This window comes from Ruegeria sp. G12, assembly GCF_056533565.1.
In genome coordinates, this window is sequence record NZ_JBQFOO010000003.1 from 444,497 (window position 1) to 468,465 (window position 23,969).

The 23,969-nt window shown below is 61.1% G+C and carries 22 protein-coding genes; 7 read left to right on the top strand and 15 right to left on the bottom strand.

Going from position 1 to position 23,969, the window contains the following annotated elements; all coding sequences use genetic code 11:
- Positions 1 to 43 precede the first annotated feature (43 nt).
- Positions 44 to 694: a carbonic anhydrase gene (locus ACR0JN_RS10000; RefSeq protein ID WP_480818024.1), complete on the bottom strand. Its 651-nt coding sequence runs from the start codon at positions 692 to 694 to the stop codon at positions 44 to 46.
- A gap of 107 nt (positions 695 to 801) precedes the next feature.
- Here ACR0JN_RS10000 and ACR0JN_RS10005 point away from each other — a divergent pair, with 107 nt between their 5' ends.
- The 3 genes from ACR0JN_RS10005 to ACR0JN_RS10015 all read left to right on the top strand — a co-directional run bounded on the left by ACR0JN_RS10005 (position 802) and on the right by ACR0JN_RS10015 (position 3,406).
- Positions 802 to 1,227: a hypothetical protein gene (locus tag ACR0JN_RS10005; protein WP_480818025.1), complete on the top strand. Its 426-nt coding sequence runs from the start codon at positions 802 to 804 to the stop codon at positions 1,225 to 1,227.
- Between the two features lie 65 nt (positions 1,228 to 1,292).
- Positions 1,293 to 2,672, top strand: a complete 1,380-nt coding sequence (locus ACR0JN_RS10010) for a leucyl aminopeptidase family protein (protein ID WP_480885384.1) — start codon at positions 1,293 to 1,295, stop codon at positions 2,670 to 2,672.
- Entirely contained in the window at positions 2,669 to 3,406 is a 738-nt protein-coding gene (locus ACR0JN_RS10015) for a C40 family peptidase (protein WP_480818027.1), read from the top strand. The genes ACR0JN_RS10010 and ACR0JN_RS10015 overlap by 4 nt, the downstream gene beginning before the upstream one ends.
- Here the strand turns inward: ACR0JN_RS10015 and ACR0JN_RS10020 are convergent.
- From ACR0JN_RS10020 to ACR0JN_RS10065, 10 genes are all read right to left on the bottom strand, one after another.
- Positions 3,403 to 3,753, bottom strand: a complete 351-nt coding sequence (locus tag ACR0JN_RS10020) for a DUF2794 domain-containing protein (protein WP_480611930.1) — start codon at positions 3,751 to 3,753, stop codon at positions 3,403 to 3,405. The two genes, ACR0JN_RS10015 and ACR0JN_RS10020, sit on opposite strands and share 4 nt — an antisense overlap.
- 73 nt (positions 3,754 to 3,826) lie before the next feature.
- Positions 3,827 to 5,491, bottom strand: coding sequence for an ABC transporter permease (locus tag ACR0JN_RS10025; RefSeq protein ID WP_480885385.1), 1,665 nt, complete (start codon positions 5,489 to 5,491; stop codon positions 3,827 to 3,829).
- Between the two features lie 120 nt (positions 5,492 to 5,611).
- Positions 5,612 to 6,832, bottom strand: a complete 1,221-nt coding sequence (locus ACR0JN_RS10030) for a phenylacetate--CoA ligase family protein (protein WP_480885386.1) — start codon at positions 6,830 to 6,832, stop codon at positions 5,612 to 5,614.
- Positions 6,833 to 6,851: 19 nt separating this feature from the next.
- Entirely contained in the window at positions 6,852 to 7,685 is an 834-nt protein-coding gene (locus ACR0JN_RS10035) for an ABC transporter ATP-binding protein (RefSeq protein ID WP_480885387.1), read from the bottom strand.
- A 72-nt stretch (positions 7,686 to 7,757) separates the two neighbouring features.
- Positions 7,758 to 9,041, bottom strand: a complete 1,284-nt coding sequence (locus ACR0JN_RS10040; protein WP_480885388.1) for an ABC transporter substrate-binding protein — start codon at positions 9,039 to 9,041, stop codon at positions 7,758 to 7,760.
- Positions 9,042 to 9,115: 74 nt separating this feature from the next.
- Complete coding sequence (locus tag ACR0JN_RS10045) at positions 9,116 to 10,192, bottom strand: branched-chain amino acid ABC transporter permease (RefSeq protein ID WP_480885389.1); 1,077 nt, start codon at positions 10,190 to 10,192, stop codon at positions 9,116 to 9,118.
- Positions 10,193 to 10,195: 3 nt separating this feature from the next.
- Positions 10,196 to 10,453: a hypothetical protein gene (locus tag ACR0JN_RS10050; RefSeq protein ID WP_480818033.1), complete on the bottom strand. Its 258-nt coding sequence runs from the start codon at positions 10,451 to 10,453 to the stop codon at positions 10,196 to 10,198.
- A 3-nt stretch (positions 10,454 to 10,456) separates the two neighbouring features.
- Positions 10,457 to 11,443, bottom strand: coding sequence for a branched-chain amino acid ABC transporter permease (locus ACR0JN_RS10055; protein WP_480818034.1), 987 nt, complete (start codon positions 11,441 to 11,443; stop codon positions 10,457 to 10,459).
- 29 nt (positions 11,444 to 11,472) lie between these two features.
- Positions 11,473 to 12,291 (bottom strand): ABC transporter ATP-binding protein, encoded by an 819-nt coding sequence (locus ACR0JN_RS10060; protein ID WP_480885390.1) that lies wholly within the window; start codon positions 12,289 to 12,291, stop codon positions 11,473 to 11,475.
- A 79-nt stretch (positions 12,292 to 12,370) separates the two neighbouring features.
- On the bottom strand, positions 12,371 to 14,344 hold the full coding sequence (locus ACR0JN_RS10065) for an AMP-binding protein (protein ID WP_480885391.1): 1,974 nt from the start codon (positions 14,342 to 14,344) through the stop codon (positions 12,371 to 12,373).
- Positions 14,345 to 14,667: 323 nt separating this feature from the next.
- On the opposite strand from ACR0JN_RS10065, the gene ACR0JN_RS10070 reads away from it, so the two are divergent.
- Positions 14,668 to 15,057, top strand: coding sequence for a hypothetical protein (locus ACR0JN_RS10070; RefSeq protein ID WP_480818037.1), 390 nt, complete (start codon positions 14,668 to 14,670; stop codon positions 15,055 to 15,057).
- An 82-nt stretch (positions 15,058 to 15,139) separates the two neighbouring features.
- On the opposite strand, the gene mutT is transcribed toward ACR0JN_RS10070, so the two are convergent.
- From mutT to ACR0JN_RS10085, 3 genes are read right to left on the bottom strand one after another with little or no spacing between them, the layout of a single operon-like run.
- Complete coding sequence (gene mutT, locus ACR0JN_RS10075; RefSeq protein WP_480885392.1) at positions 15,140 to 15,538, bottom strand: 8-oxo-dGTP diphosphatase MutT; 399 nt, start codon at positions 15,536 to 15,538, stop codon at positions 15,140 to 15,142.
- The gene (gene argJ / locus ACR0JN_RS10080) at positions 15,535 to 16,761 is read right to left on the bottom strand and encodes a bifunctional glutamate N-acetyltransferase/amino-acid acetyltransferase ArgJ (RefSeq protein ID WP_480885393.1); all 1,227 of its coding nucleotides are present in this window, start codon (positions 16,759 to 16,761) and stop codon (positions 15,535 to 15,537) included. The genes mutT and argJ overlap by 4 nt, the downstream gene beginning before the upstream one ends.
- A 4-nt stretch (positions 16,762 to 16,765) precedes the next feature.
- Positions 16,766 to 17,614 (bottom strand): peptidylprolyl isomerase, encoded by an 849-nt coding sequence (locus tag ACR0JN_RS10085; protein ID WP_480885394.1) that lies wholly within the window; start codon positions 17,612 to 17,614, stop codon positions 16,766 to 16,768.
- A gap of 176 nt (positions 17,615 to 17,790) precedes the next feature.
- On the opposite strand from ACR0JN_RS10085, the gene secA reads away from it, so the two are divergent.
- From secA to ACR0JN_RS10100, 3 genes are all read left to right on the top strand, one after another.
- Entirely contained in the window at positions 17,791 to 20,508 is a 2,718-nt protein-coding gene (gene secA / locus ACR0JN_RS10090; RefSeq protein ID WP_480885395.1) for a preprotein translocase subunit SecA, read from the top strand.
- Positions 20,509 to 20,608: 100 nt separating this feature from the next.
- Positions 20,609 to 21,535 carry a hypothetical protein gene (locus ACR0JN_RS10095; protein ID WP_480885396.1) on the top strand — a complete coding sequence of 309 codons (927 nt, stop codon included), beginning with the start codon at positions 20,609 to 20,611 and terminating at the stop codon, positions 21,533 to 21,535.
- Between the two features lie 24 nt (positions 21,536 to 21,559).
- On the top strand, positions 21,560 to 23,116 hold the full coding sequence (locus tag ACR0JN_RS10100) for a phosphate ABC transporter substrate-binding/OmpA family protein (protein ID WP_480885397.1): 1,557 nt from the start codon (positions 21,560 to 21,562) through the stop codon (positions 23,114 to 23,116).
- A 68-nt stretch (positions 23,117 to 23,184) separates the two neighbouring features.
- On the opposite strand, the gene radC is transcribed toward ACR0JN_RS10100, so the two are convergent.
- Positions 23,185 to 23,940: a RadC family protein gene (radC, locus tag ACR0JN_RS10105; RefSeq protein WP_480885398.1), complete on the bottom strand. Its 756-nt coding sequence runs from the start codon at positions 23,938 to 23,940 to the stop codon at positions 23,185 to 23,187.
- Between the last annotated feature and the right edge of the window lie 29 nt (positions 23,941 to 23,969).

Sequence of the window (23,969 nt, forward strand, 5' to 3'; positions counted from 1 at the left end):
TTACATCAAAACCGCAGGGCAAAGGACCCCAAATGGCGTGGGGTCAGACCGGGACGAACTTCTTTTGATGCGGGTCGAAACATTCCAACCCGCCCTCGCCGATATCCGTCCACAATCCATGCAGGCTCAGCGCATCCTGTTCCACCGCCGCCGACACAAATGGGAAGGTCATCAGGTTCTCGAGCGAGGCCACAACCGCCTGACGTTCAAACAGACGCGCTTGTTCTACGCTGTCTTCCACATCCGCGACCAATTCGTATTTGGGTTTCAGGATGTCCATCCAGCGGCCCACAAAGCTTTCTTTCGCTTCCAGTTGCGGGGCCTGACCCTTGCACATGTCGATACAGCCCTGCACGCCGCCGCATTGCGAATGCCCCAGCACGATCAGATGCGCCACTTTCAGCGCTGTGACCGCATATTCGATTGTGGCGCTGGTGCCGTGGTGGTCGCCATCGGGCGCGTAAGGGGGCACGAGGTTGGCGATATTGCGGTGAATAAAGAAATCGCCCTGATCCGCGCCGAACATCGACGTCACATGCACCCGGCTGTCGCAGCAGGAAATTACCATTGCGCGCGGGCGTTGGCCTTCGGTCGCAAGCCGCCGGTACCAGACCTGATTTTCGGAATATGTGGTGGCCTTCCAGCCGTGATACCGTTTCACCAGATAGGTCGGTAGAGGTTTGGCTAAGTCCATTTCGGCGTCCCTGTTCTTTGTGCTGCCGGATGCTCTATACCGAATTCGCGAAAAATTCGAGCCATTATCCAAATTCGGCGCAAGGTTTTGCAAAGGAATTGCGCCGCATGATCGGGCTGCGCCGTGGGGGCGTGACGATTGGGGTAAATGTGGTGGACAAGATACTCACACTGGAACACACGGAATCCGTGCGTCTGGATTCCGAGCAGCTGAACGGGCTGTACCGGCAACTGGGCGACAAGAACGCGCTGGACGTGTTGTGCCGCACGGTCGAGGAACTGGCGGTGCGCCTGTCGAATTGCGAACGCTTCTGGCGGCAGCGCGACTGGGTCGGCCTGCGCAAATGCGCCAGATCGCTGGTGGCCATATCGGACCAGATCGGCATGACCGCGCTGGCCCGTGTTGCGGGCGACGTGGCACAGGCGGTGGATGCCGGGGATGCGGTGGCGACAGGTGCCACGCTGGGTCGGCTGATCCGCGTGGGCGAACGGTCGTTGACGGCGGTCTGGGATCAGCAGGATATGTCGGTCTGACGGGGGTTGCGGGCAGGCGGTGGGCCGTTAGTCTGGGGGCGATTTGAACTAGCCCGAGACGTCTGATGACCTTGTCCTTTGCCCCGCCCTCTGACCCATCCCTGCCGCTTCAAGTGATCGCGCAGCCCGAGCTTGAGGCGTGGCTGCAGGCTCAGCCGGATCATGTGCAAAGCTGGGTGGCCAGCAACGGGTTCACCGGCGCGCTGGGGCAAACGCTATTGGTGCCCGGCCCGGATGGCGCGTCGCAGATGGCGCTGGCCGGATACGGGACAAGCGCCAAGCGGGCGCGTAAACGGTTCCCTCTGGCCGCAGCGGCTGAGGCTTTACCCAAGGGTACCTACCACATCGCATCAGGCGTGCCCTCCGACCGGTTGGAGATGGAGTGTTTCGGCTGGCTGATGACCGGTTACGCCTATGACCGCTATGCCGGGCAATCGCCCTCGGGGGCAGCCTTGATCGCGCCCGACGGCGTCGATGCCGCCCGGATCGAGGTCATGGCGCAGGCCGAGGCGCTGACCCGCGATCTGGTCAACACACCTGCCTCGGATATGGGACCCGAGCAGTTGCAGGCAGCCGCCGAAGGCTTGGCGCAGGAGTTCGGCGCGACCTGCGACGTGACCCTCGGCACCCCACTGAAACAGGATTTCCCAATGATCCACGCGGTCGGCCGCGCGGCGGCGCAAGCGCCCCGGCTGATCGACATGAACTGGGGCAGCAGCGGGCCGAAGCTGACGCTGGTGGGCAAGGGCGTGTGTTTCGACACCGGCGGCCTGAACCTGAAACCAGGCAGTTCCATGGGCCTGATGAAAAAGGACATGGGCGGGGCCGCCAATGTGCTGGGACTGGCGCGGATGATCATGGCGCTGGACCTGCCGCTGCAATTGCGGGTGCTGATCCCAGCGGTTGAAAACGCGGTCTCGGGCAATGCCTTCCGGCCCGGAGACATCCTGACCTCGCGCAAGGGCCTGACGGTCGAGATCAACAACACCGATGCCGAGGGGCGGCTGGTGCTGGCCGATGCGCTGGCGCTGGCGGATGAGGGGCGGCCCGATCTGGTGATCTCGATGGCCACCCTGACCGGCGCGGCGCGGGTGGCCGTGGGCCCCGATCTGGCCCCGTTCTACACCGATGACGACCGCACTGCAGCGGCGCTGGTGGCCAGCGCCCCTCAGGCCGCCGATCCGGTCTGGCGGATGCCGTTTCACGAACCCTACGAGGCGATGATCGAACCCGGCATCGCCGATCTGGACAACGCACCGTCGGGCGGATTTGCCGGGTCGATCACCGCCGCGCTTTTCCTGCGGCGCTTTGTTGAACACAGCGCCTATATGCATTTCGACATTTACGCGTGGCAGCCCAGCAAAGCCCCGGGCCGCAGCAAAGGAGGCCTCGGCCAAGGGCCCCGCGCGATCCTGACTGCCCTGCCCGAGGTTTTGGGCCTGTGACCCGCAAGCGCATCCTCGAACCGGTCGTTGACCTGTGGCGCAGCCCGGACGGGCCGCGCGACCGGCAGGTGATCTTTGGCGATACGGTGCAGGTCGCGCAGGAACGCGACGGGTGGAGTCGGATCACCGCAGACAAGGACGGCTATCCGGGATGGGTTCGGTCCGAGCATTTGGGTGAAGACACCGAGGCGACCCACTGGATCACCGCGCCCTCAACCCACGCCTACACGCAGGCGGATATCAAAAGCCCCGATCTGGCCGCGCTGAGTTTTGGCAGCAAGGTTCGGGCCACCTCGGAACAGGGCAAGTTCCTGGAAACTGAACGCGGGTTCATTCCAACTGTTCACACCACGCCCATCGCAAACAGAATGAGCGACCCGGTCGCGGTGGCCGAGTTGTTTCTGGGCACGCCCTACCTGTGGGGCGGCAACAGCCGGTTCGGCGTCGACTGCTCCGGCCTGGTGCAGGCCGCGTTGTTGGCCTGTGGTATCACCTGCCCTGGCGACAGCGGCGATCAGGAACGCGCTGTGGGCAAGGCCCAGCCCGAAGGCGCAAAAGCCCAACGCGGCGATCTTCTGTTCTGGAAAGGGCATGTGGCGTGGGTCTCTGGCGACAACATGATCCTGCATGCCAATGCCCACCATATGGCTGTTTCATATGAGCCGATGGATCAGGCCATTGCGCGTATTTTGGCGCAGGGCGACGGGCCCGTGACTGCGCATAAACGGCTCTAATCCGGGTTAACCGCCCGGATCAGCTTGCGTTCCAGCACCCGCAGCACCGTGCGCAGATCCTGCCCGCGTTTCAGGATGCGCCCGTCCATGCCGACGACTGAATACATGCCCTGTTTCGACCGCAGCCGCGGGTCCTTTTCGACCCGGTAGATCGGGTGCTCTGCGGTGCGTCGGAAAATGGAAAACACCGCCATGTCGCGCAGGTTGGAAATGCCGTAATCGCGCCATTCTCCGGCGGCGACCATCCGGCCGTAAACGGACATGATCTGGGACATCTCGCGCCGGTCGAACGCGACGGGCATCTGGGCCGAGTTGGCAGAGAACCGGCTGGGAGGCTGCATGTTCATGCCCCAAGCCTTGCCGGAAATCGCATTCGAATCAAGCCCGATGCGCGTTTGGTCGCGAATTGCGGCGCGAGTGTTACCTGCGCCCGACCTGACGGCAGATCAGGATCACCGGCAGCAAACCCACCGCCAGAATGACCAGCGAAGGCACGGCGGCACCCTCCAACCGCTCGTCCGAGGCGAGCCGATAGGCTTGTACCGCCAGCGTGTCAAAATTGAAGGGCCGCATGATCAGGGTGGCGGGCAGTTCCTTCATCACGTCGACAAACACGATCAGCAGCGCGGTCAGCAACGATGGCGTCAGGATCGGCAGATGCACCCGTCGCAACGTCCCCAGCGGCGTCTGGCCCAAAGACCGGGCAGCAGCGTCCATATTGGCGTGCACCGTGCTCTGCCCGCCTTCATAGGCGCTGAGGGCGGCGGCGAGGAACCGCACCATATAGGCCGCCACCAGCAGCCAGATTGAGCCCGTCACCAGCAGCCCGGTCGAGACATCGAAGGTCTCGCGCATCCACGCGTCCAGCGCGTTGTCGAACCCCGCGAAGGGCACGATCAGCCCCACCGCAATCACTCCGCCCGGCACCGCATAGCCCAACCGCGCAATATAGGCGGTGGAAGACGAGGCGCGCCCGGGCCGGAGCCGTTGGAAAAATCCGACGCTGATGGCCGCGCAGACGGTGATGACCGCTGCCGTGCCCGCAAGGATCAGCGAATTCTGGATGAAATCGAGATACCGCTGCGACAGCAGATTCTGTTCCGATTCCAGCCCCATCTCGACCAGAATGATCACCGGCAGCAGAAACCCGAACAGAACCGGAATAGCGCACAGCAAGAACGCCCCGACCGCCTTCCAGCCGGTCAAAATCGCCGCCGGCTGCGCCGCGTGTTGCTTGCCCGCCTGATAGTATTTTGCCTTGCCGCGCTGGGTGCGTTCGGCCACGGCCATGACCAGTGCAAAGACCAGCAGGCACAGCGCCAACTGCGCTGCCGCCGCCCGGTCGGCCATGGAAAACCAGCTGGTATAGATGCCGGTGGCAAAAGTCTGCACGCCGAAATAGGACACGGTTCCGAAATCGGCGATAGTCTCCATGATCGCCAACAGCACCCCTCCGGCAATCGCCGGGCGCGCCATGGGCAATGAGACACGCCGGAAGGCCAGCCACGGGTTGTTGCCCAACGCCCGCGCGGCCAGAAAGGCGGTGGCGCTTTGCTGCAGGAACGCCGCCCGCGCCAGCAGGTAGACATACGGATAAAGGACAAGGATCAGCATCACCGCCGCGCCTTCGGTCGAGCGGATTTCGGGGAACCAGTAATCGCGCGGCCCCCACCCGGTCACATCGCGCAGGGTGGACTGAACGATGCCGGGGTGATCCAGAATGAACGTATAGGCATAGGCCAGCACATAGGCCGGAAAGGCCAGCGGCAGAACCAGCGCGATCTCCAGCAACCGCGCGCCGGGAAAACGCGTCATCGTCACCAGCCACGCCGCCCCGGTTCCGATGGAGAACGTCCCCGCCGCGACCAGTACCACAAGGATCAGCGTGGTCGCGGTGTAGCGCGGCAGCACCGTGTCCATCAGATGCGAGATCGTATCCGTCCCACCGGTCAGCGCCGCCAGAACAACCGCCACCATCGGCAACAGACAGGCCGCCGACACGAAATACGCAACCCCGGCCAGCAGCCGGGTGCCGCGCACGCCGCGATTTCGCGATCCGTTCTGAGAATAGTCGATCTGGGCCATCATCCCGGCTTGTGACTGGCAAAGGCAAAAAGGCCCGCCTTTAATCGACCAAAACGCTAAGAAACACCAGTGGGCCGAGCAACAAATCTGCGGCACTTACTGCCGCAGAGATGGGTTTTGTCACTCGTAGACCCGCTGATCCTCGATCACCAGACCGTCCTTGGGCAGGGAACCGGGGGCGACGATCTCGATCGCGCCTTTCAGTTTCAACACCTCGGCCACGGATTTGGCATAAGCGCTGTCATTGCTGCAGGGGCTTTCGATCTGGACAGTCATGGTGTCCATTTCCCCCTGACGCGCGGCGATGACGCGGGCCTTGACGATCTCATCATGCTTGTCGACCAGCGCGGCCACCTGTTCGGGGCGCACGAACATGCCTTTGATCTTGGTGGTCTGATCGGCGCGGCCCATCCAGCCCTTGATCCGCAGGTTGGTGCGACCACAGGACGACACGCCTGGCATGATCGCCGACAGATCGCCGGTGGCAAACCGGATCAGCGGATAGTCGGGGTTTAATGAGGTCACAACGACCTCGCCCACCTCACCGGGTGCGACCGGGGTTCCGGTGCCGGGGGTGACGATCTCGACGATCACGTGTTCGTCGATGATCATTCCATCCATCGCCGGGCTTTCATAAGCGATATTGCCCAGATCGGCAGTGGCATAACATTGCAGGCAGGAAATCCCGCGATCCGCATAGTCCTGACGCAGGGATGGGAACAGCGCGCCGCCGCCCACAACGGCTGTCGAGAAATTCAGGGCGACGCCCATCGCGTCGGCCTTGTCCAGAATAACCTTCAGGTAATCCGGCGTCCCGGCATAGGCGGTGCAGCCCACATCGCGCGCAGCGGTCACCTGCAGTTCAGTCTGGCCGGTGCCCGCAGGCAGGACCGAGGCCCCCACCGCCCGCGCGCCGCTTTCAAAGATCATGCCCGCCGGGGTCAGGTGATAGCCGAAACAGTTATGCACGATATCGCCCGGACCAACCCCTGCCGCATGCAGGAACCGCCCCATGCGCCACCAGTCGGGGTCAGTACTGCCCGGTTCATAGATCGGACCCGGAGACTGAAACACATGATGAAAATGCCGCGCCGGTTTCACGGTGAACCCGCCGAACGGAGGGCGCGACGCCTGCGCCTGTGCCAGATCGGATTTGCGCAGCACCGGCAGTTTCGGCAGATCCTCGACCGAGACAACGGCACCGACATCGACCCCGGCCAGATGCGCCTGGAACCCCGGGGCGGATTTCGCCCGGTCGATCTGAACGCGCAATGCCTGCGACTGATCAGCGGCACGCTGGTCGGCGGACCGGGTTTCGAGCGTGTCGTAATATGTCGTCATCACCTGATCCTCCATCCGTTTACAGCCACCGTTTGCGGCGGCGGTACGAACGCACGTCTCGGAAGCTCTTGCGCCCCTCTTCGGACATGCCGAGATAGAATTCCTTTACGTCCGGGTTCTCGCGCAGTTCGGCGGCGGGGCCGTCCATCACCACGCGCCCGGATTCCAGAATATAGCCGTAATGGGCAAACCTGAGAGCCACATTGGTATTCTGTTCGGCCAGCAGGAAGGACACGCCCTCTTTCTCGTTCAGGTCCTTTACAATGCCGAAAATCTCTTCGACCAGCTGCGGGGCCAGACCCATCGAGGGTTCGTCCAGCAGGATCGTCTCGGGCCGCGACATCAGCGCCCGGCCCATCGCCACCATCTGCTGTTCCCCGCCCGAGGTATAGCCCGCCTGGCTCCGGCGGCGTTCCTTCAGACGCGGGAAATAATTGTAAACCAGTTCCAGATCCTGCTGGATCGCGGCCGAGCCATCCTTGCGGGTATAGGCCCCTGTCAGCAGGTTTTCCTCGACCGTGAGGTGTTCGAAACAGTGACGGCCCTCCATCACCTGGATCACACCTTTTTGCACCAAATCGGCAGGGTCGCTTTCATGCACGCTGGAGCCGCGATAGGTGATCGTTCCCTTCGTGACCTCGCCCCGTTCCGAATGCAGCAGGTTCGACACCGCCTTGAGTGTCGTCGTCTTGCCCGCCCCGTTACCGCCCAGCAGCGCGGTGATGCCGCCCTTGGGGACCGTCAGGCTGACACCTTTCAGCACGAGGATCACGTGGTTGTAGATCACCTCGATATTGTTCACTTCAAGCAGGGTTTCGGCCTGCACTTCGGTGGATTGTGCCGCATCCAGCATCTGCGCGTGTCCTTGTGCGAGTGTGGGGTTCGGGGCGGCCGCGAACAGCCGCCCCGGTTTTGTCAAAGCGCCTTAGCTGCAGCGCCCTTCGATGTTGTTTTCAGACGCATAAGCAGACGAATCCGCATCAATCAGAGGCTGAATGACGTCCTGATCCGACTGTTTGAAGTCGGAAATCAGCGACCATGTTTTTGATGCCGCATCCCACTGGGTCACGCCCACAAGGCCATCACCGCCATGGTTGTCACAGGCCACTGCGAAGCTTGGGCCGAAATTCGGCAGGCCCAGTTCGGCCATCAGCGCCTCGTCAATCACCAGTGCCTCCATGCCGTCGCGCATCATGGTCGAGTCGATATCGGCCACGCCATGAATCTCCTGCGCCTTTTTGGCGGCTTCGGCGACCAGCATCGCGGCATAGACACCGCGGTTGTACAGAACCGTACCGGTCTGATCCCCGGCCCCGGCCGACAGCCCCTTGTCATATACATGTGTCTTCAGGTCGTCATAGATCGGATAGTCGGACCCGACATTGTGGAAGGTTAGCGCCTTATAGCCATTGGCGGCCTCACCCGCAGGCAGCACGTCATTTTCCGAACCGGACCACCAGACACCGATGAAGTTCTCCATCGGGTAGCGGATGTTCGCGGCCTCTTGCACGGCCACCTGGTTCATCACGCCCCAGCCCCACATCAGGACATAATCGGGACGGTCGCGGCGGATCTGCAGCCATTGCGACTTCTGCTCCTGACCTGGGTGGTCGACCGGCAGGGCCACCAGTTCAAAGCCGTGCTTCTCGGACAGCTCCTCCAGCGTGCGGATCGGCTCCTTGCCATAGGCCGAGTTGTGATAGACCAGAGCAATCTTCTTGCCCGAAATGTCGCCGTCGTTCAGGTCCAGAATGTGGTTGATCGCACCGGATGCGCCATCCCAGTAGTTGGCCGGGAAGTTGAACACCCATTCGAACACCGACCCGTTCTTGGCCGAGGTCCGGCCCAGACCCGAGGTCAGCATCGGGATCTTGTCGACCGCCAGTTTGGGGATCAGCTGATAGGTGATCCCGGTCGAAAGCGGCTGATACACCAGCGCGCCGCTGTCCTTGGTCGCCTCATAGCATTCAACACCTTTTTCGGTGTTATAGGCCGTTTCGCATTCCGGGACGCTGACGCTGACGCCACCGATGCCACCGTCGCGTTCGTTCAGCAAAGTGAAATAGTCGGCGTAGCCATCCGCAAAGGGGATGCCACCCGCTGCGTATGGACCGGTCCGGTAGCTGAGCGACGGGAATACCAGGTCGGCCATGACCGGGCCTGCCGCCATTACGGCGCCCAGCGCCAAGGTTGCCAGTTTCAATTTCATCGGGTGTCTCCTCCCTTGGTTAGTCCGATGTTGGATTCGGGCTTTGCACCCGTTTTTTGATTGGGCCGGCCCGCCTAGTGCGGGAACGGCCAGAGTCTGAGTTTCTCTTTCGCGAGACGCCACAGCTGCGCCAGCCCGTGTGGTTCCAGGATCAGGAACATAACGATCAGCCCGCCGACGATCACCAACTGCAGATGCGCCACGATATCGGTGGGCCAGCCCAGCCAGTCCGCGCCCAGCAGTTTCAGCACGACCGGCAGCGCCACAAGGAACGCCGCCCCGGCAAATGAGCCAAATATCGATCCCAGCCCGCCAATGATGATCATGAACAGCACCAGGAAGGATTTCTGAATGCCGAACACCTCGCCCACTTCGACCGCGCCCAGATAGACCGCAAAGAACAGCGCACCCGAGACACCGACAAAGAACGAACTGACGGCAAAGGCGGTCAGTTTGGCCTTTAGCGGGTTCACGCCGATGATTTCGGCCGCGATGTCCATATCGCGGATCGCCATCCATTTCCGGCCCGTGGTGCCGCGCGTCAGGTTGCGCGCGATCACGGCGCAGAGCGTCAGGAAAATCAGGCAGAACAGATAGGTGGCCCACGCGGGTGCGTTGGGCCCGGTGATGATGATGCCGAACACGTCCCGCTCGGGCGCGTTGATCTGGCCCGAGGCCGAATAGTTGTAAAACCACGGCACCCGGTTGAACAGCCACACAAGGAAGAACTGCGCCGCCAGCGTGGCCACCGCCAGATAGAACCCCTTGATCCGCAAGCTCGGCAGGCCGAACAGCACGCCGACAATCGCCGTAACCCCTCCGGCGAGAATAATGTGGATGAACATGGAAACATCCGGAAAGGCGGTCATCAGTTTGTAACAGGCATAAGCCCCCACAGCCATGAACCCGCCGGTGCCCAGGCTGACCTGCCCGCAATAGCCCACCAGAATATTCAAGCCGATCGCCGCGATGGCGTAGATCAGAAAGGGCAGCAGCAGCGCGTTGGCCCAGTAATCGTTGATGATGAAGGGGATGATCCCGAACGCCACCGCCAGCACCACATAATACCGATACCGGTCAAACTTGATCGGGAAGGTCTGGCTGTCATCCACGTAAGAGACTTTGAAGTCCCCGGCCTCACGATAGAACATGTCTTACTTTCCCCATTCTTCCTGCGCCCGATTGCGGGCAACGGCATCCAGTTGGTTGGACCCTTTGGCGTACCCGGTCGCCTCGGACGCGCGCACCAGTTTCAGATAGGCCAGAACGCCCATGATCAGCCCGGCAAAGGCCAGGATCGCGGCAATGGTCAGCTGGCCTTCGGTCAGATCGTCCGAGGTGAGCGCGATATAGCCAAAAGCCCAGAACCCCGCCCATGCGATCACGTTGATGATGGCGAGCAGCTTGGTCATGCCCTACACCCTTTCAATGATCTTCTCCCCAAACAGGCCCTGCGGCCGGAACACGAGGAAGATCAGCGCCAGCACATAGGCAAACCAGTTCTCGGTCGCGCCGCCGACCATCGGGCCGATGGCAAACTCGAACAGCTTCTCGCCCACACCGATGATCAGACCGCCGACGATGGCCCCGGGGATTGAGGTGAACCCGCCCAGCATCAGCACCGGCAACGCCTTGAGCGCGATCAGCGACAGCGAGAACTGAACACCCGACTTGGTGCCCCACATGATGCCCGCGACCAGCGCGACGAACCCGGCCACCGACCAGACCATTATCCAGATGAAGTTCAGCGAAATCCCGACCGACAAAGCCGCCTGGTGGTCATCGGCCACGGCGCGCATGGCCCGGCCCTGTTTGGTGTACTGGCTGAACGCCACCAGTGCCGCCACCAGCAATGCCGCTATCACGGTCGCCACGATGTCCAGATTGTCGATGAAGAAGCCGTAGCCGAAGATGTTGAACGTGCTTTCATCGATCCACAGGTTGATGCCCTGCGGTAGACCCACATCCAGCGTCTTGATCTCGGACCCCCACATCAGGTCAGCCACGCCTTCCAGGAAATAGGCCAGACCGATGGTGGCCATGAACAGGATGATCGGCTCTTGCCCGACCAGATGGCGCATCACGAACCGCTGCACCGCCCAGGCCAGCAGAACCATGACGGCCATGGTCAGGATGATCGCCAGAACCGCCGGAACGTTCCAGCCGAAATAATGGATATGCGTGCCGAAAATCGCGTTGATCAGATGTGAAAACGGCACCTGCCCTTTCATGATTCCGACCAGAGTCATCGCCGCAAACAAGGCCATAACCCCTTGCGCATAGTTGAAAATCCCGGACGCCTTGTAGATCAGCACAAAGCCCAGCGCGACCAGCGCATAAAGCACCCCGGCCATCAGACCGTTGAGGATGACCTCCATCGCGAATACGAGTTGTTCAGGCATTGGTGCCCCCCCAGATTTCTGCCCAGATATCAGTCATGGCTGACCCCCAGATAGGCGTCGATGACCTCTTGGTTGCTGCGCACCTCGTCCGGTGTGCCGTCGCCGATCTTCTTGCCGTAATCCATCACGACCACCCGGTCGCTCAGGTCCATCACCACACCCATATCGTGTTCGATAAGGGCAATCGTAGTGCCGAACTCATCATTCACGTCGAGGATAAAGCGGCTCATGTCCTCTTTTTCTTCGACATTCATCCCCGCCATCGGTTCATCCAACAGCAGCAGCTTGGGCTCTGCCGCCAAGGCGCGGGCCAGTTCGACGCGCTTTTTCAACCCGTAGGGCAAACGTGACACGGGGGTCTTGCGGATGTGCTGAATCTCAAGGAAATCAATAATCTTCTCGACCGCCTCGCGGTTCTCGGTCTCTTCCGCCTCGGCCTTCCCCTTCCACAGCGCCTGCTGCAGAATGTTGGTTTTCATATATCCCAGCCGCCCGGTCATCACGTTGTCCAACACGCTCATCCCTTCGAACAAGGCGATATTCTGGAACGTCCGCGCAATCCCCTGCTGCGCCACCTCAAAGGGTCGCATCGGCGGGCGTTTCGACCCATGAAACCAGACCTCGCCCTCCTGCGGAACATAGAACCCCGAGATCACATTCAGCATCGAGGACTTACCGGCACCGTTCGGCCCGATAATGGCGCGAATCTCACCCTCTCGAATGTCGAACGAGATATCCTTGATCGCCACCACACCGCCAAAACGCAGGGTGATGTTCTTCATCTCCATCACCACACCGCCGATCTTTCGGCCGTCTTCGGTGACATATCCTTCGGAATTATCCAGCATCAGCCTCTCCCAGACTTACGCAAAAACGGGACGGCGGGCGGGGCGATGACCGCAAGGTCGAGCGGCGCTCGGACGGCCCTCATTCTGCCGCCACCTTATGCGGCGTAACCGACACAACCGGCGCATCGACAATCTCAAGCGTCGCCGAGATCGAGCCCTTGCGACCATCCTCATAGGTCACTTCGGTCGTGGTCGAGACGCTTGGCGACCCATCATAAAGCGCGTCGATGATGTCGTGGAATTTCTCCTCGACAAAGCCGCGGCGCACCTTTCGCGTCCGGGTCATCTCGCCATCATCCGCGTCCAGTTCCTTGTGCAGCACCACAAAGCGATGCACCTGACAGCCCGACAGCATTTCATCCGCTGCAACCGATTTGTTCACCTCTTCCACATGCGACTTGATTGTCTCTAACACGCGGGGATTCGCGGTTAATTCCTGATACGAGGCATAGGCTACATTGTTACGCTCGGCCCAGTTGCCCACCGCCGTCAGGTCGATATTGATGAAGGCCACGCAGCGATCCTTGCCGTTGCCGAACAGCACGACCTCAAGGATATCCGGATAGAATTTCAGTTTGTTCTCGACATATTTGGGCGCAAACATCGACCCGTCCGCCATTTTGCCCACATCCTTGGCGCGGTCGATGATCCGCAGATGGCCCGAGCTTTCCTCGATGAACCCGGCATCGCCTGTGGCCACCCAGCCCTCAGAATCCTTGGTCGAGGCGGTGGAATCCGGGTTGTTGTAATACTCGACAAACACACCGGGCGATCGGTAGTGAATCTCACCTGTGTCGTCGATCTTCAACTCCACATCCGGCGCGGGCACGCCGACTGTATCGGCCCGCACCTCACCATCGGGCTGCACAGTGATGAACACGGTCGCTTCGGTCTGGCCGTAAAGCTGCTTCAGGTTGATGCCCAAAGAGCGATAGAAATCGAATATCTCCGGCCCGATCGCTTCCCCCGCCGTATAGCCCACGCGGAACCGGCCATAGCCCAGCGTATCCTTGAGCGGGCCGTAGACCAGCATGTTGCCCAGCGCGTATTTCAGCTTGTCGCCAAAACCCACCGGCTTACCGTCCAGCAGCAGACCTCCGACTTTCTTGGCATGGGCCATGAAGTGGTGGAACATGTTGCGCTTCAGCTTACCTGCGTCCTCCATGCGGATCATCACATTGGTCAGCTGAGTCTCGAACACGCGCGGCGGGGCAAAGAAATAGGTCGGCCCGATCTCGCGCAGGTCGGTCATCATCGTGTCGGCGCTTTCGGGGCAGTTCACGCAGAAGCCGCACCAATAGGCCTGACCGATGGAGAAGATGAAATCCCCCACCCAGGCCATCGGCAAGTAGGATAGAATATCCTCGTTCCGGGTCAGGTGGTCGAATTCCGCCGAATTCTTAGCGCTTTCAATGACATTGCGGTTCGACAGCACCACGCCCTTGGGCTTGCCCGTCGTGCCCGAAGTATAGAGCATCACACAGGTATCGTCATAGGTGATCGCCGCGATGCGCTTGTCCAGCTCGGTGTCGAACCGCGCGTGACCGGCGCTGCCCTCTGCCATGATGTCTTCCAGCGCGTTCATCTGGCTGTGGTCGTATTTCCGCATGCCGCGCTTGTCGGTATAGAGGATGTGCTTGACCTGATGCAGATTCTGCTGAATCTCGATGACCTTGTCGACCTGTTCCTGATCGCCGCAGACCACATATTTCGCGCCGCAATGTTCCAGCACATAGGCCATCTCTTCGGCGACCGAGTCCTGATACAGCGGCACCGGAACCGCGCCCACCATCTGCGCCGCCACCATCGACCAATAATGCGCCGGACGGTTGCGGCCTATGACGGCGATATGATCGCCTTTTTCGACGCCCAGTTCCAGAAACCCAAGCGCGATTGCGCGGATTTCCTTGGCCGTTTCAGCCCAGGACCAGCATTGCCAGATCCCGAATTCCTTTTCCCGATACGCCGGAGCATCTCCGAACTGAGTCGCATTGCGATGTAACAGCGCCGGAAGGGACTGCATCCCGTCGGCGCCCGACTGCGTCTGAGCCAATCTTTCTCTCCTCCCCACCCGACCCCTCCCTTGGGCCGGAAATGGCGGGTCCAAGCCATCGCCCGGGCGCCATGCCCCAATAAGGGGCGAAGGCACGATCAGTGCCAAGTTTTGCCTGATGTTTTCTCAATTCTTACGAATTGTTACAGGAGGTCGGGCGCTACTGAACAAAGGTGTAATTCAAAATGAGTGGATGGCTCAGTGGCGCGAGTGCATCTTCCTCAATACCACAATTCTTGTCGTGATTTGTTCTAAATGTTTTGCTGTCCAATCGTTTTGCATGCTCTATTCAAGGCAATTCTTGATGCCTTTTGGAGAAATTGATGAACAGAATTTTCTATGCATTCTTCGCCGTTGTATGCGTGTTTATCGGATCAGGGGCGCAGGCCTCATCGGTACAGATTCAGGGACACGTCAAAATTGAAAATGATGAAGTGGCTTTTCGTCTTACTTGCGAAAAGATGGAAGCTTGCAGGATCGCGATGGAAGATTTCGAGGTCATTATGACGCCATCAGAAAGCTTTGTACTGTTTCAGATCGTAGGCGGCGCTAGCAATTTTAAGTTCTACGATGAAACCCGGCACGCAATGGTTAGATACGGAAGGGCTGCCAGGACCAGTCCGCTTTATGATACCGCAGACGAGGCCTATGTTAGAAATGGCGTCAATAAATCGGTTGGGTTTGTCAAACTGTCGGCGGCACACATCGAATAGATTGCAAAATATGAGCAACGGATCGCCGTTTTGTTGTGTGTGCAATTCCCATACAGACCCGGCAAAGATAACTCGCGATACTCTACAACCAATCCCGTAAAATCGGAATCAACGGCACATCCGCCGCAGGCATCGGATAGTTCCGCAGGTCATTCGCGCGCACCCATTTCAGCGCCTGACCCTCTTTCGACTGCGGAATACCCTCCCATTTGCGACACGCAAACAGCGGCATCAGCAGGTGGAAATCATCATAGCTATGGCTGGCGAAGGTCAGCGGCGCGAGACAGGAGGCCCAGGTATCGATGCCCAGTTCCTCGTGCAGTTCGCGGATCAGGGCGGCCTCGGGGGTTTCGCCGCGTTCGATTTTGCCGCCGGGGAATTCCCAGAGGCCGGCCATGGATTTGCCTTCGGGGCGTTGGGCCAGCAGGACGCGGCCCTCGATGTCGATCAGGGCGACGGCAGATACCAGAACTGTTTTCACGAGCGATAATCCGCGTTGATCTCGATATAACCGTGGGTCAGATCGCAGGTCCAGACGGTGGATTTTCCCTCGGCCAAGCCCAGATCGACGGCGATCACCAAGTCTTGGCCTTTCATATAGGCGGCAGCGTCTTCTTCGCTGTAATCGGGACTAACCCAGCCTTTTTCGGCCACAAGGATGTCTCCGAAGGAGATGCTCAGACGGTCGCGGTCGGCGGCGGCTCCGGATTTGCCGATGGCCATGACCACGCGGCCCCAGTTGGGGTCTTCGCCCGCAATCGCCGTTTTCACCAGCGGCGAGTTGGCAATCGCCAGACCATGCACCTTGGCATCCGCGTCCGTGGCCGCCCCGGTCACACGAATTTCTACGAATTTCGTGGCCCCTTCACCGTCGCGCACCACTTGCTGCGCGAGGTTCAGCATCACCGTTTCCAAAGCGTCCGCAAAAGCGGCGTTGCCGGTGACATCGACGCCCGAGGCTCCGGTAGCGCAGAGCAGCAGCGTGTCCGAGGTCGAGGTATCGCTGTCCACCGTGATGCAGTTGAAGGTGCGGTCGGTCTGGGCGCTCAGCATCGCCTGCAGCGCCGATTGTTCGACCTGCGCGTCGGTGAAGATATAGACCAGCATCGTCGCCATGTCAGGAGCGATCATGCCGGACCCCTTCGCAATCCCGGCAATAGAGACTGTTTTACCGTCAATCTCGACCTGCGCCGAGGCTCCTTTCGGGAAGGTATCCGTGGTCATGATGGCGCGCGCCGCGTCTTCGATGGCGTGGCGGCTGAGGCCCGATTTCAGCGCCTCAAGCTGCGATACGATCTTCTCATGCGGCAACGGTTCGCCGATCACGCCGGTTGATGAGGTAAAGACACGGTCGACGGGCACGCCGGTCGCCGTGGCGACGGCCTGCGTCACCTCAGCCACCGAGGTCTGCCCGTAGTGGCCCGTAAACGCATTGGCATTGCCCGAGTTCACAAGGATCGCCGCAGGCCCGTCGCTGGGGCCGCCGATCTTGTCCTGACAATCCAGCACCGGGGCCGCGCGGGTGGCGGAGCGGGTGAAAACTCCGGCCACCGAAGTGCCGGGGTCCAGCACGGCCAGCATGACATCGGTTCGGCCCTGATACCGCACGCCGGCTTCGACGGTGGCGAAACGTACGCCGTCGATGGCGGGCAGTTCGGGAAAAGCCGCCGGGGCCAGCGGGGAAACCTTGGTGATCGTGGCCACGGGGTTACTCCTGAATCAGGTCCAGTTGCCGCATAACCTCGGGGCCTGCACCTTCCAAAGCCGGGCGTTCGATCTGCGATTGCTGAGTCAACTCGTCGATGCGGGCCTGAACCGCCTCTTGCTGCAGGGTCTGAACCAGCTCACCTTGCACCTCGGCCAACTCGGGCGCTTCGGTTTTGCGGGTGTCGTTCAGGATGACGAGGTGCCAACCGAACTGGGTCTGCACCGGGTCCGAGACCTGACCCTTTTCAAGCCCCAGCACAGCCGCTTCAAACTCCGGCACCATCTGGCCCTTGCCGAACCAGCCCAGCGCGCCACCATTGGGGCCGGACGGGCCGGTAGATTTCTCGCGCGCCAGTTCGGCAAAATCCGCGCCGTCATCCAGTTGCGTCTTGATGTCTTTGGCCTCTTCTTCGCTCTCGACCAGAATATGGCTGGCGTCGAATTCATCCTCGCCCGCGAAATCGGCGAATTGCGCGTCATAGGCGGCCTGCACCGCTTCGTCCGTCACAGCCTCAGCCGTCAGGGTGTTGACGGTCTGAACCGCCAGAAGTGAGCGTTTTTCGTTATCCAGTGTCAGCGCGCCGCGTGTCGACAGACCCACCTGCTGCTGGCTCAGCAACTCCTGCTGGATCAGTTGTTCCAGAATGAAATCGAACAGAACCGCATCTTCCAGCTGCTGATACTGCGCCGGCAGGTTCGATGCGGTGGCGATGATGTGACCCAATGTGATCTCTTCCCCGTTCACGCGGGCGACAACAGTACCAGCATCGGGCGCGGTCTGGGCGGCCAGCGGCAGCGCCATCACGGCGGTCAGGGCCAGCGATGGCAGAAAAGTGAGGCCTTTGGGCATGGAATCATCCTATTTCTTTGCCGCGGCAGGGCGCGGCGTTGACACTCAGGAACCTGCCGCTTACATCGCCTTGAAGCCTTGGACAGGGCCGCCTTTCACCCCCCGTATCTATGGGTTGCGCGCAAGGTGGGCAAGCCTGTCGCAACCAAGACAAGAACAGATCCGCTGGAGTGAACATGCTGGGACTCGGAACGCTCGCCAAAAAGGTGTTCGGAACACCGAACGACCGCAAGATCAAGGCGACCCGCCCCCTGATCGAAAAGATCAACGCGCTGGAGCCCGAGTTCGAGAAAATGCCGGATGAGGCGCTGGTGGAAAAGACCGCCGAGCTGCGCCAGCGGGCGCTGGATGGCGAGAACCTGGATACCCTGCTGCCCGAAGCGTTTGCCAATGTGCGCGAAGGCGCCCGCCGCGCGCTGGGTCTGCGCGCCTTTGACGTGCAGCTGATGGGTGGCGTGTTCCTGCATCAGGGCAATATCTCGGAAATGAAAACCGGTGAGGGCAAAACGCTGGTCGCCACCTTCCCCGCCTATCTGAACGCACTGACCGGCAAGGGCGTGCATATCGTCACGGTCAACGAATACCTGGCCAAGCGCGACGCGGAATGGATGGGTAAGGTGTTCGGTGCGGTGGGCATGACCACCGGGGTGATCTGGTCCGGTCAGGCGGATGCCGAGAAGATGGCCGCCTATAAATGCGACATCACCTATGCCACCAATAACGAACTTGGGTTCGATTACCTGCGCGACAACATGAAGGCCGATCTGGAGCAGCTCTATCAGAAGCACCACAATTTTGCGATTGTGGACGAGGTGGACTCGATCCTGATTGATGAGGCGCGGACGCCTCTGATCATCTCGGGTCCCTCGCAGGACCGGTCCGAACTGTACACCGCCATCGACGCGCTGATCCCGACGCTGGGCGAGGATCACTATTCCATCGACGAGAAATCGCGCAACGTAACCTTCACCGACGAAGGCAACGAGTTTCTTGAACAGCAATTGCTGTCCAACGGTCTGATCCCCGAAGGCCATTCGCTGTATGATCCCGAAAGCACCACCGTGGTGCATCACGTCAATCAGGGCCTGCGCGCGCATAAGCTGTTCCAGCGTGACAAGGACTATATCGTCCGCGACGGCAACGTTGTCCTGATCGACGAATTCACCGGCCGCATGATGCCTGGCCGCCGCCTGTCCGAAGGTCTGCATCAGGCGATTGAGGCCAAGGAAGGCGTGCAAATTCAGCCGGAAAACGTGACGCTGGCCAGCGTGACCTTCCAGAACTACTTCCGACTGTACAGCAAGCTGGGCGGCATGACCGGCACCGCGCTGACCGAGGCCGAGGAATTTGCCGAGATTTACGGCCTCGGCGTGGTCGAAGTTCCGACCAACAAGCCGATTGCCCGCGAAGACAAGGACGATCAGGTCTATCGCACCGCGGTCGAGAAATACGGCGCGATGATCGAACAGACCAAAAAGGCGCAGGAAACCGGTCAGCCGGTTCTGCTGGGCACCACCTCGATCGAAAAATCCGAACTGCTGAGCCAGATGCTGACCAAGGAAGGCATCGAACATAACGTTCTGAACGCCCGCCAGCACGAGCAGGAAGCGCAGATCGTGGCCGATGCGGGCCGTTTGGGGGCGGTGACCATCGCCACAAACATGGCCGGGCGCGGCACCGACATTCAGTTGGGCGGCAACGTCGAAATGAAAGTGCTGCAGGCGCTGGCCGAAAACCCCGAGGCAGACCCCGCCGAACTGCGCGCCGCGCAAGAGGCGCGCCATGCGGAAGAAAAGCAAAAGGTGCTCGAGGCCGGTGGTCTTTATGTCATGGCCTCGGAACGGCACGAAAGCCGCCGCATCGACAACCAGTTGCGGGGCCGCTCGGGCCGTCAGGGCGACCCGGGCCGCACGGTGTTCTACCTGAGCCTCGAAGACGACCTGATGCGCATCTTCGGCTCGGAACGTCTGGACAAGGTGCTGACCACGCTGGGCATGAAAGAGGGTGAGGCGATCATCCACCCCTGGGTGAACAAGTCGCTGGAACGCGCCCAGTCCAAGGTCGAAGGCCGCAATTTCGACATGCGCAAGAACGTTCTGAAGTTTGACGACGTGATGAACGACCAACGGAAAGTGGTGTTCAGCCAGCGGCGCGAGATCATGTCGGCGGACGACCTGTCCGAGATCGTCTCGGACATGCGCGAACAGGTGATCGACGACCTGATTGACGAATACATGCCGCCGAAATCCTATGCCGATCAGTGGGATACCGATGGCCTGCACGAGGCGGTCAAGGACAAGCTGACCATCGACGCGCCGGTTCAGGACTGGGCCGCCGAAGAAGGCGTCGATGACGAACAGATGCGCGAACGTCTGGTCAAGGCGGCGGACGAAATGATGGCGCAGAAGGCCGTCGCCTTTGGCCCCGAGAACATGCGCAACATCGAAAAGCAGGTGCTGCTGCAGACCATTGACGGCAAATGGCGCGAGCATCTGCTGACGCTGGAACATCTGCGCTCGGTCGTGGGGTTCCGAGGCTACGCCCAGCGCGATCCACTGAACGAATACAAGAACGAAAGCTTCCAGCTGTTTGAAAGCATGCTGGATTCCTTGCGCGAAACTGTGACCCAGCAATTGTCCCGCGTGCGCCCGCTGACCGAGGAAGAGCAAAAGGAAATGTTGGCGCAGATGGCGGCGCAGCAGGCCCAGACGCAAAAAGCGGTCGATCAGGCCGCGGAACGGGCCGAAGCGGTGGCCGAGGCCGAAGCCTCGGGCGATGCGCTGCCCGGCTTTGTCGAGGATGATCCGTCGACCTGGGGCAACCCGTCGCGCAACGACAAATGCCCCTGCGGATCAGGCAAGAAGTTCAAACATTGCCATGGGCGGTTAACCTAACGTCACCTGACTGCAACCACAATCACTCCGTCTCGCGGCCACAAATTGGCCGCGATTCTTAAAGAAAGTGCGACTCGCTCCTTCAACTGGGGAGGGTGTTTTGTTTGTAGTCCGAAACTACGTGACCATGTGCGGCACAGTCGCCTGTGCTTTGGCCATTGGTTACATGATGCAGAATGGAACCGCTGCGCAGCCTGATGCTGCGACGCAGGGTGTTTCTGTTGCATCCGCCGAACAGGCCTCGGTCCTGGCGGGGCTGGACAGCTTTACGCTGACCTCTTCCCCGTCCGCTGATGCCACCCCGGCCAGTGTTGCACCTAAAACCCGCAGTATTCAGATCACACCCGGCGCCCAGCGCAAACGCGGCAATTGCGCGCTCAGCGCCCGGGCAACCGCGCTTCCAGGTGCCACCGCGCGCCTTGCGATCAAAGCGCCCTGTCACGGCAATGAACGGCTCGAGATTCACCACAGCGGCCTGACCGTCACGCAGATGACGGATGACAGGGGCGCGTTGACCCTGACCATTCCGGCCCTGTCGGAATACGCAATCTTTCTGGTGTCCTTCGCGGACCAGACCGGGACCGTCGCCACCACGCATGTCACCGATATCGCGCAATATGACCGCGTTGCGCTGCAATGGCAGGGCGACACCAACCTGCAGATCCACGCGCTGGAATTTGGGGCCAGCTACGGCGCGGAGGGCCATGTCTGGGCGGATGATAAGGCCAATGGCGCGGGCACCGTGGTGCATCTGGGCCACGCGGGCTTTGGCGACGCCAAGAATATCGAGGTTTATTCCTTCCCCGCAGGCCAGTCGGACCAGTCCGGCTCAATCGCTCTGACGGTCGAGGCGGAGGTCACCGAAACCAACTGCGGGCGCGACCTGAACGTGCAGTCGCTGGAATTGCGCGCCGACCGCCGCCTGCGCTCGCGCGATCTGACACTAGCCCTGCCAGACTGTTCGCAGGCCGGCGAGTTTCTGGTGTTGAATAATCTGTTCCAAGACCTGACAATCGCGGCAAAGTAAACCGCGGGCAGGCTCGACACTCTTATGACATTTCTACGTGCTGCGATGGCTGCAGTGTTCTGGCTGACGCTGACCTTTGCGGCCGCCGCGCAGGACATCACCCTGACCTCGCATGACGGCAAGGTCGAGGTCACCGGCACTTTCCTGAGCTTTGACGGCGAATTCTACCGCGTCGATACCCAGTTCGGAGAGTTGACGGTAGACGGCTCGGGCGTCACCTGCGACGGCCCCGCCTGCCCCAGCCTGACCGATTTCGTGGCTGAGCTGCGGTTTTCCGGCTCGTCCGTCATGGCCGAAACCGTTCTGCCCGCCCTGATCGTTGGCTTTGCCCGACACGAAGGGCTGACCGCCACGCCCAAACGCGTCAGCCCCGACACATTCATGTACGAGCTGCATAAGCCCGGGCAGCCCGCGCCTTTGGCGCGGCTGTTCTTTCGCGTTGGCACCACGGATCAGGGCTTTGCCGATCTGACCTCGAACGCCACCGACATCGTGATGGCCCTGCGCGAAATTCGCGACACTGAGCGTAACGCGGCAGAGGACGCGGGGCTGGGCGATCTGACACTGGCCCGCCGATCCCGGGTAGTGGCGCTGGATGCGATCGTGCCGGTGGTGGCCCCGGACAACGTCGTGCAGCAGATATCGCCGTCGGATCTGGCGCAGGTTCTGTCCGGCCAGATCACCAACTGGTCCGGGCTGGGCGGCCCCGACGCACCGATTGCGCTGCACATGCCGGACCAAGGGTCTGGGCTGGCGCAGGCCGTGACCGATCAGCTTCTGGAGCCCGCAGGCGGGACTCTGGCCGAAACCGTGACCCGCCATGCCCGAAACAGCGATCTGGTCCGCGCGGTGGCCAAGGACCCGTTTGCCATCGGCATCGCCTCTCAGGCTTCGGCCGATGCCGCGCGGATGTTACCGCTGACGGGCGGTTGCGGCCACGCGCTTGCCGCAACGCGCCAGTCGATCAAGACCGAGGACTACCCCCTGACCGCGCCGATGTTCCTGTACCTGCCCGCGCGGCGACTGCCCCGGATCGCTCGGCAATTCCTGGCCTATAGCCAAAGTGCCGATGCCCTGATGGCAATCCGGCAGGCGGGCTATGTGGACCAGTCGCCCGAGACGATGGGGATCGGCCTGCAGGGCAATCGCCTGTCCAACGCCATCGTCAATGGCGGGGCCGAGGTCGGGCTGGAAGAACTGCAACGCATGATCGAAACGCTGCGACCGATGTCGCGCCTGTCGCTGTCGTTCCGTTTTGAACCCGGCTCGTCACGCCCCGACGCGCAATCACGCGCGAACATCCAGCACCTGGCGCAAGCACTCGAATCCGGGGCGATCAACGCCCGCAAACTGGTGTTTGCCGGGTTCAGCGATGGCGACGGCGCGGCCTCCGCCAATTCCAGAATCGCCCTGCGCCGGGCGCAAACCGTGCGCAATGCCGTGCTGGCCGCCGTCGAAACCGACATTCCCGACAGCATCGAGATCACTGTGGAAGGCTTCGGCGAAGCCATGCCGATGGCCTGCGACGACACCGAATGGGGCCGCAAGGTCAACCGCCGGGTCGAGGTCTGGGTGCAATAACCCCTTCTTCTTGTTGCCAAATACGGTGGGGTGAATTGGCCCAGCGGGCCAAGAGGGGGCAACGCCCCCTACAAATACCCCTGCGACCGAAAGCTTAGCTCGGTCGATTTCCCGATGATCAAATGATCATGCAGGGTCAGGCCCAGCGCGACGCAAGCATCCTGAATCCGGTTGGTCATGTCGATATCCGACTGCGATGGCGTCGGATCGCCCGACGGATGGTTGTGCACCAGGATCAGCGCTGAAGCGTTCAGCTCCAACGCCCGTTTCGCCACCTCGCGCGGGTAGACAGGCACGTGGTCGACCGTACCTTTGGCCTGTACTTCATCGGCGATCAGCACGTTCTTGCGGTCCAGATAGAACACCCGGAATTGCTCGGTCTCGCGATGGGCCATGGCCGTGTGGCAGTAGTCCACCAGCGCGTCCCAGCCCGAGATCACATGCCGCTGCATCACCCGTGCACGGGCCATGCGATGGGCGCAGGCCTCAAGGATTTTCAGGTCGGTGATCACCGTATCGCCGACGCCCTTGATCTGACGCAGCCGCTCCTCGGGCGCGGTCAGGACGCGGTTGAAGTCGCCGAACGTGTCCAACAACGCCCGCGCCAGCGGCTTCACGTCCTGCCGGGGGATCGAGCGGAACAGGACCAGTTCCAGCAACTCATAATCGGGCATCGCGCCCGAACCGCCAGACATGAACCGTTCGCGCAGCCGCTTGCGGTGGTCTTTGATGTAGGAGGGTAACCGACCAGAGGGCAGCGGCTGCGCGGGCGCTTCGTCCGTATCGAACAGCATGGGGGCTTCGGCAAAGGCGTCCTGTGTCATGGGCCTACCCTGACGCAGAATCAGTTTCC

Excerpts from the sequence above, each read along its gene's own strand:
- radC (WP_480885398.1), bottom strand. The coding sequence starts at position 23,940 with ATGACACAGGACGCCTTTGCCGAAGCCCCCATGCTGTTCGATACGGAC.
- ACR0JN_RS10005 (WP_480818025.1), top strand. The coding sequence starts at position 802 with ATGATCGGGCTGCGCCGTGGGGGCGTGACGATTGGGGTAAATGTGGTG.
- ACR0JN_RS10100 (WP_480885397.1), top strand. The coding sequence starts at position 21,560 with ATGACATTTCTACGTGCTGCGATGGCTGCAGTGTTCTGGCTGACGCTG.
- ACR0JN_RS10025 (WP_480885385.1), bottom strand. The coding sequence starts at position 5,491 with ATGGCCCAGATCGACTATTCTCAGAACGGATCGCGAAATCGCGGCGTG.
- ACR0JN_RS10020 (WP_480611930.1), bottom strand. The coding sequence starts at position 3,753 with ATGAACATGCAGCCTCCCAGCCGGTTCTCTGCCAACTCGGCCCAGATG.
- ACR0JN_RS10045 (WP_480885389.1), bottom strand. The coding sequence starts at position 10,192 with ATGTTCTATCGTGAGGCCGGGGACTTCAAAGTCTCTTACGTGGATGAC.
- ACR0JN_RS10070 (WP_480818037.1), top strand. The coding sequence starts at position 14,668 with ATGAACAGAATTTTCTATGCATTCTTCGCCGTTGTATGCGTGTTTATC.
- ACR0JN_RS10050 (WP_480818033.1), bottom strand. The coding sequence starts at position 10,453 with ATGACCAAGCTGCTCGCCATCATCAACGTGATCGCATGGGCGGGGTTC.
- ACR0JN_RS10055 (WP_480818034.1), bottom strand. The coding sequence starts at position 11,443 with ATGCCTGAACAACTCGTATTCGCGATGGAGGTCATCCTCAACGGTCTG.
- ACR0JN_RS10010 (WP_480885384.1), top strand. The coding sequence starts at position 1,293 with ATGACCTTGTCCTTTGCCCCGCCCTCTGACCCATCCCTGCCGCTTCAA.
- ACR0JN_RS10060 (WP_480885390.1), bottom strand. The coding sequence starts at position 12,291 with ATGCTGGATAATTCCGAAGGATATGTCACCGAAGACGGCCGAAAGATC.
- ACR0JN_RS10035 (WP_480885387.1), bottom strand. The coding sequence starts at position 7,685 with ATGCTGGATGCGGCACAATCCACCGAAGTGCAGGCCGAAACCCTGCTT.
- secA (WP_480885395.1), top strand. The coding sequence starts at position 17,791 with ATGCTGGGACTCGGAACGCTCGCCAAAAAGGTGTTCGGAACACCGAAC.
- ACR0JN_RS10030 (WP_480885386.1), bottom strand. The coding sequence starts at position 6,832 with ATGACGACATATTACGACACGCTCGAAACCCGGTCCGCCGACCAGCGT.
- ACR0JN_RS10000 (WP_480818024.1), bottom strand. The coding sequence starts at position 694 with ATGGACTTAGCCAAACCTCTACCGACCTATCTGGTGAAACGGTATCAC.
- ACR0JN_RS10040 (WP_480885388.1), bottom strand. The coding sequence starts at position 9,041 with ATGAAATTGAAACTGGCAACCTTGGCGCTGGGCGCCGTAATGGCGGCA.
- ACR0JN_RS10085 (WP_480885394.1), bottom strand. The coding sequence starts at position 17,614 with ATGCCCAAAGGCCTCACTTTTCTGCCATCGCTGGCCCTGACCGCCGTG.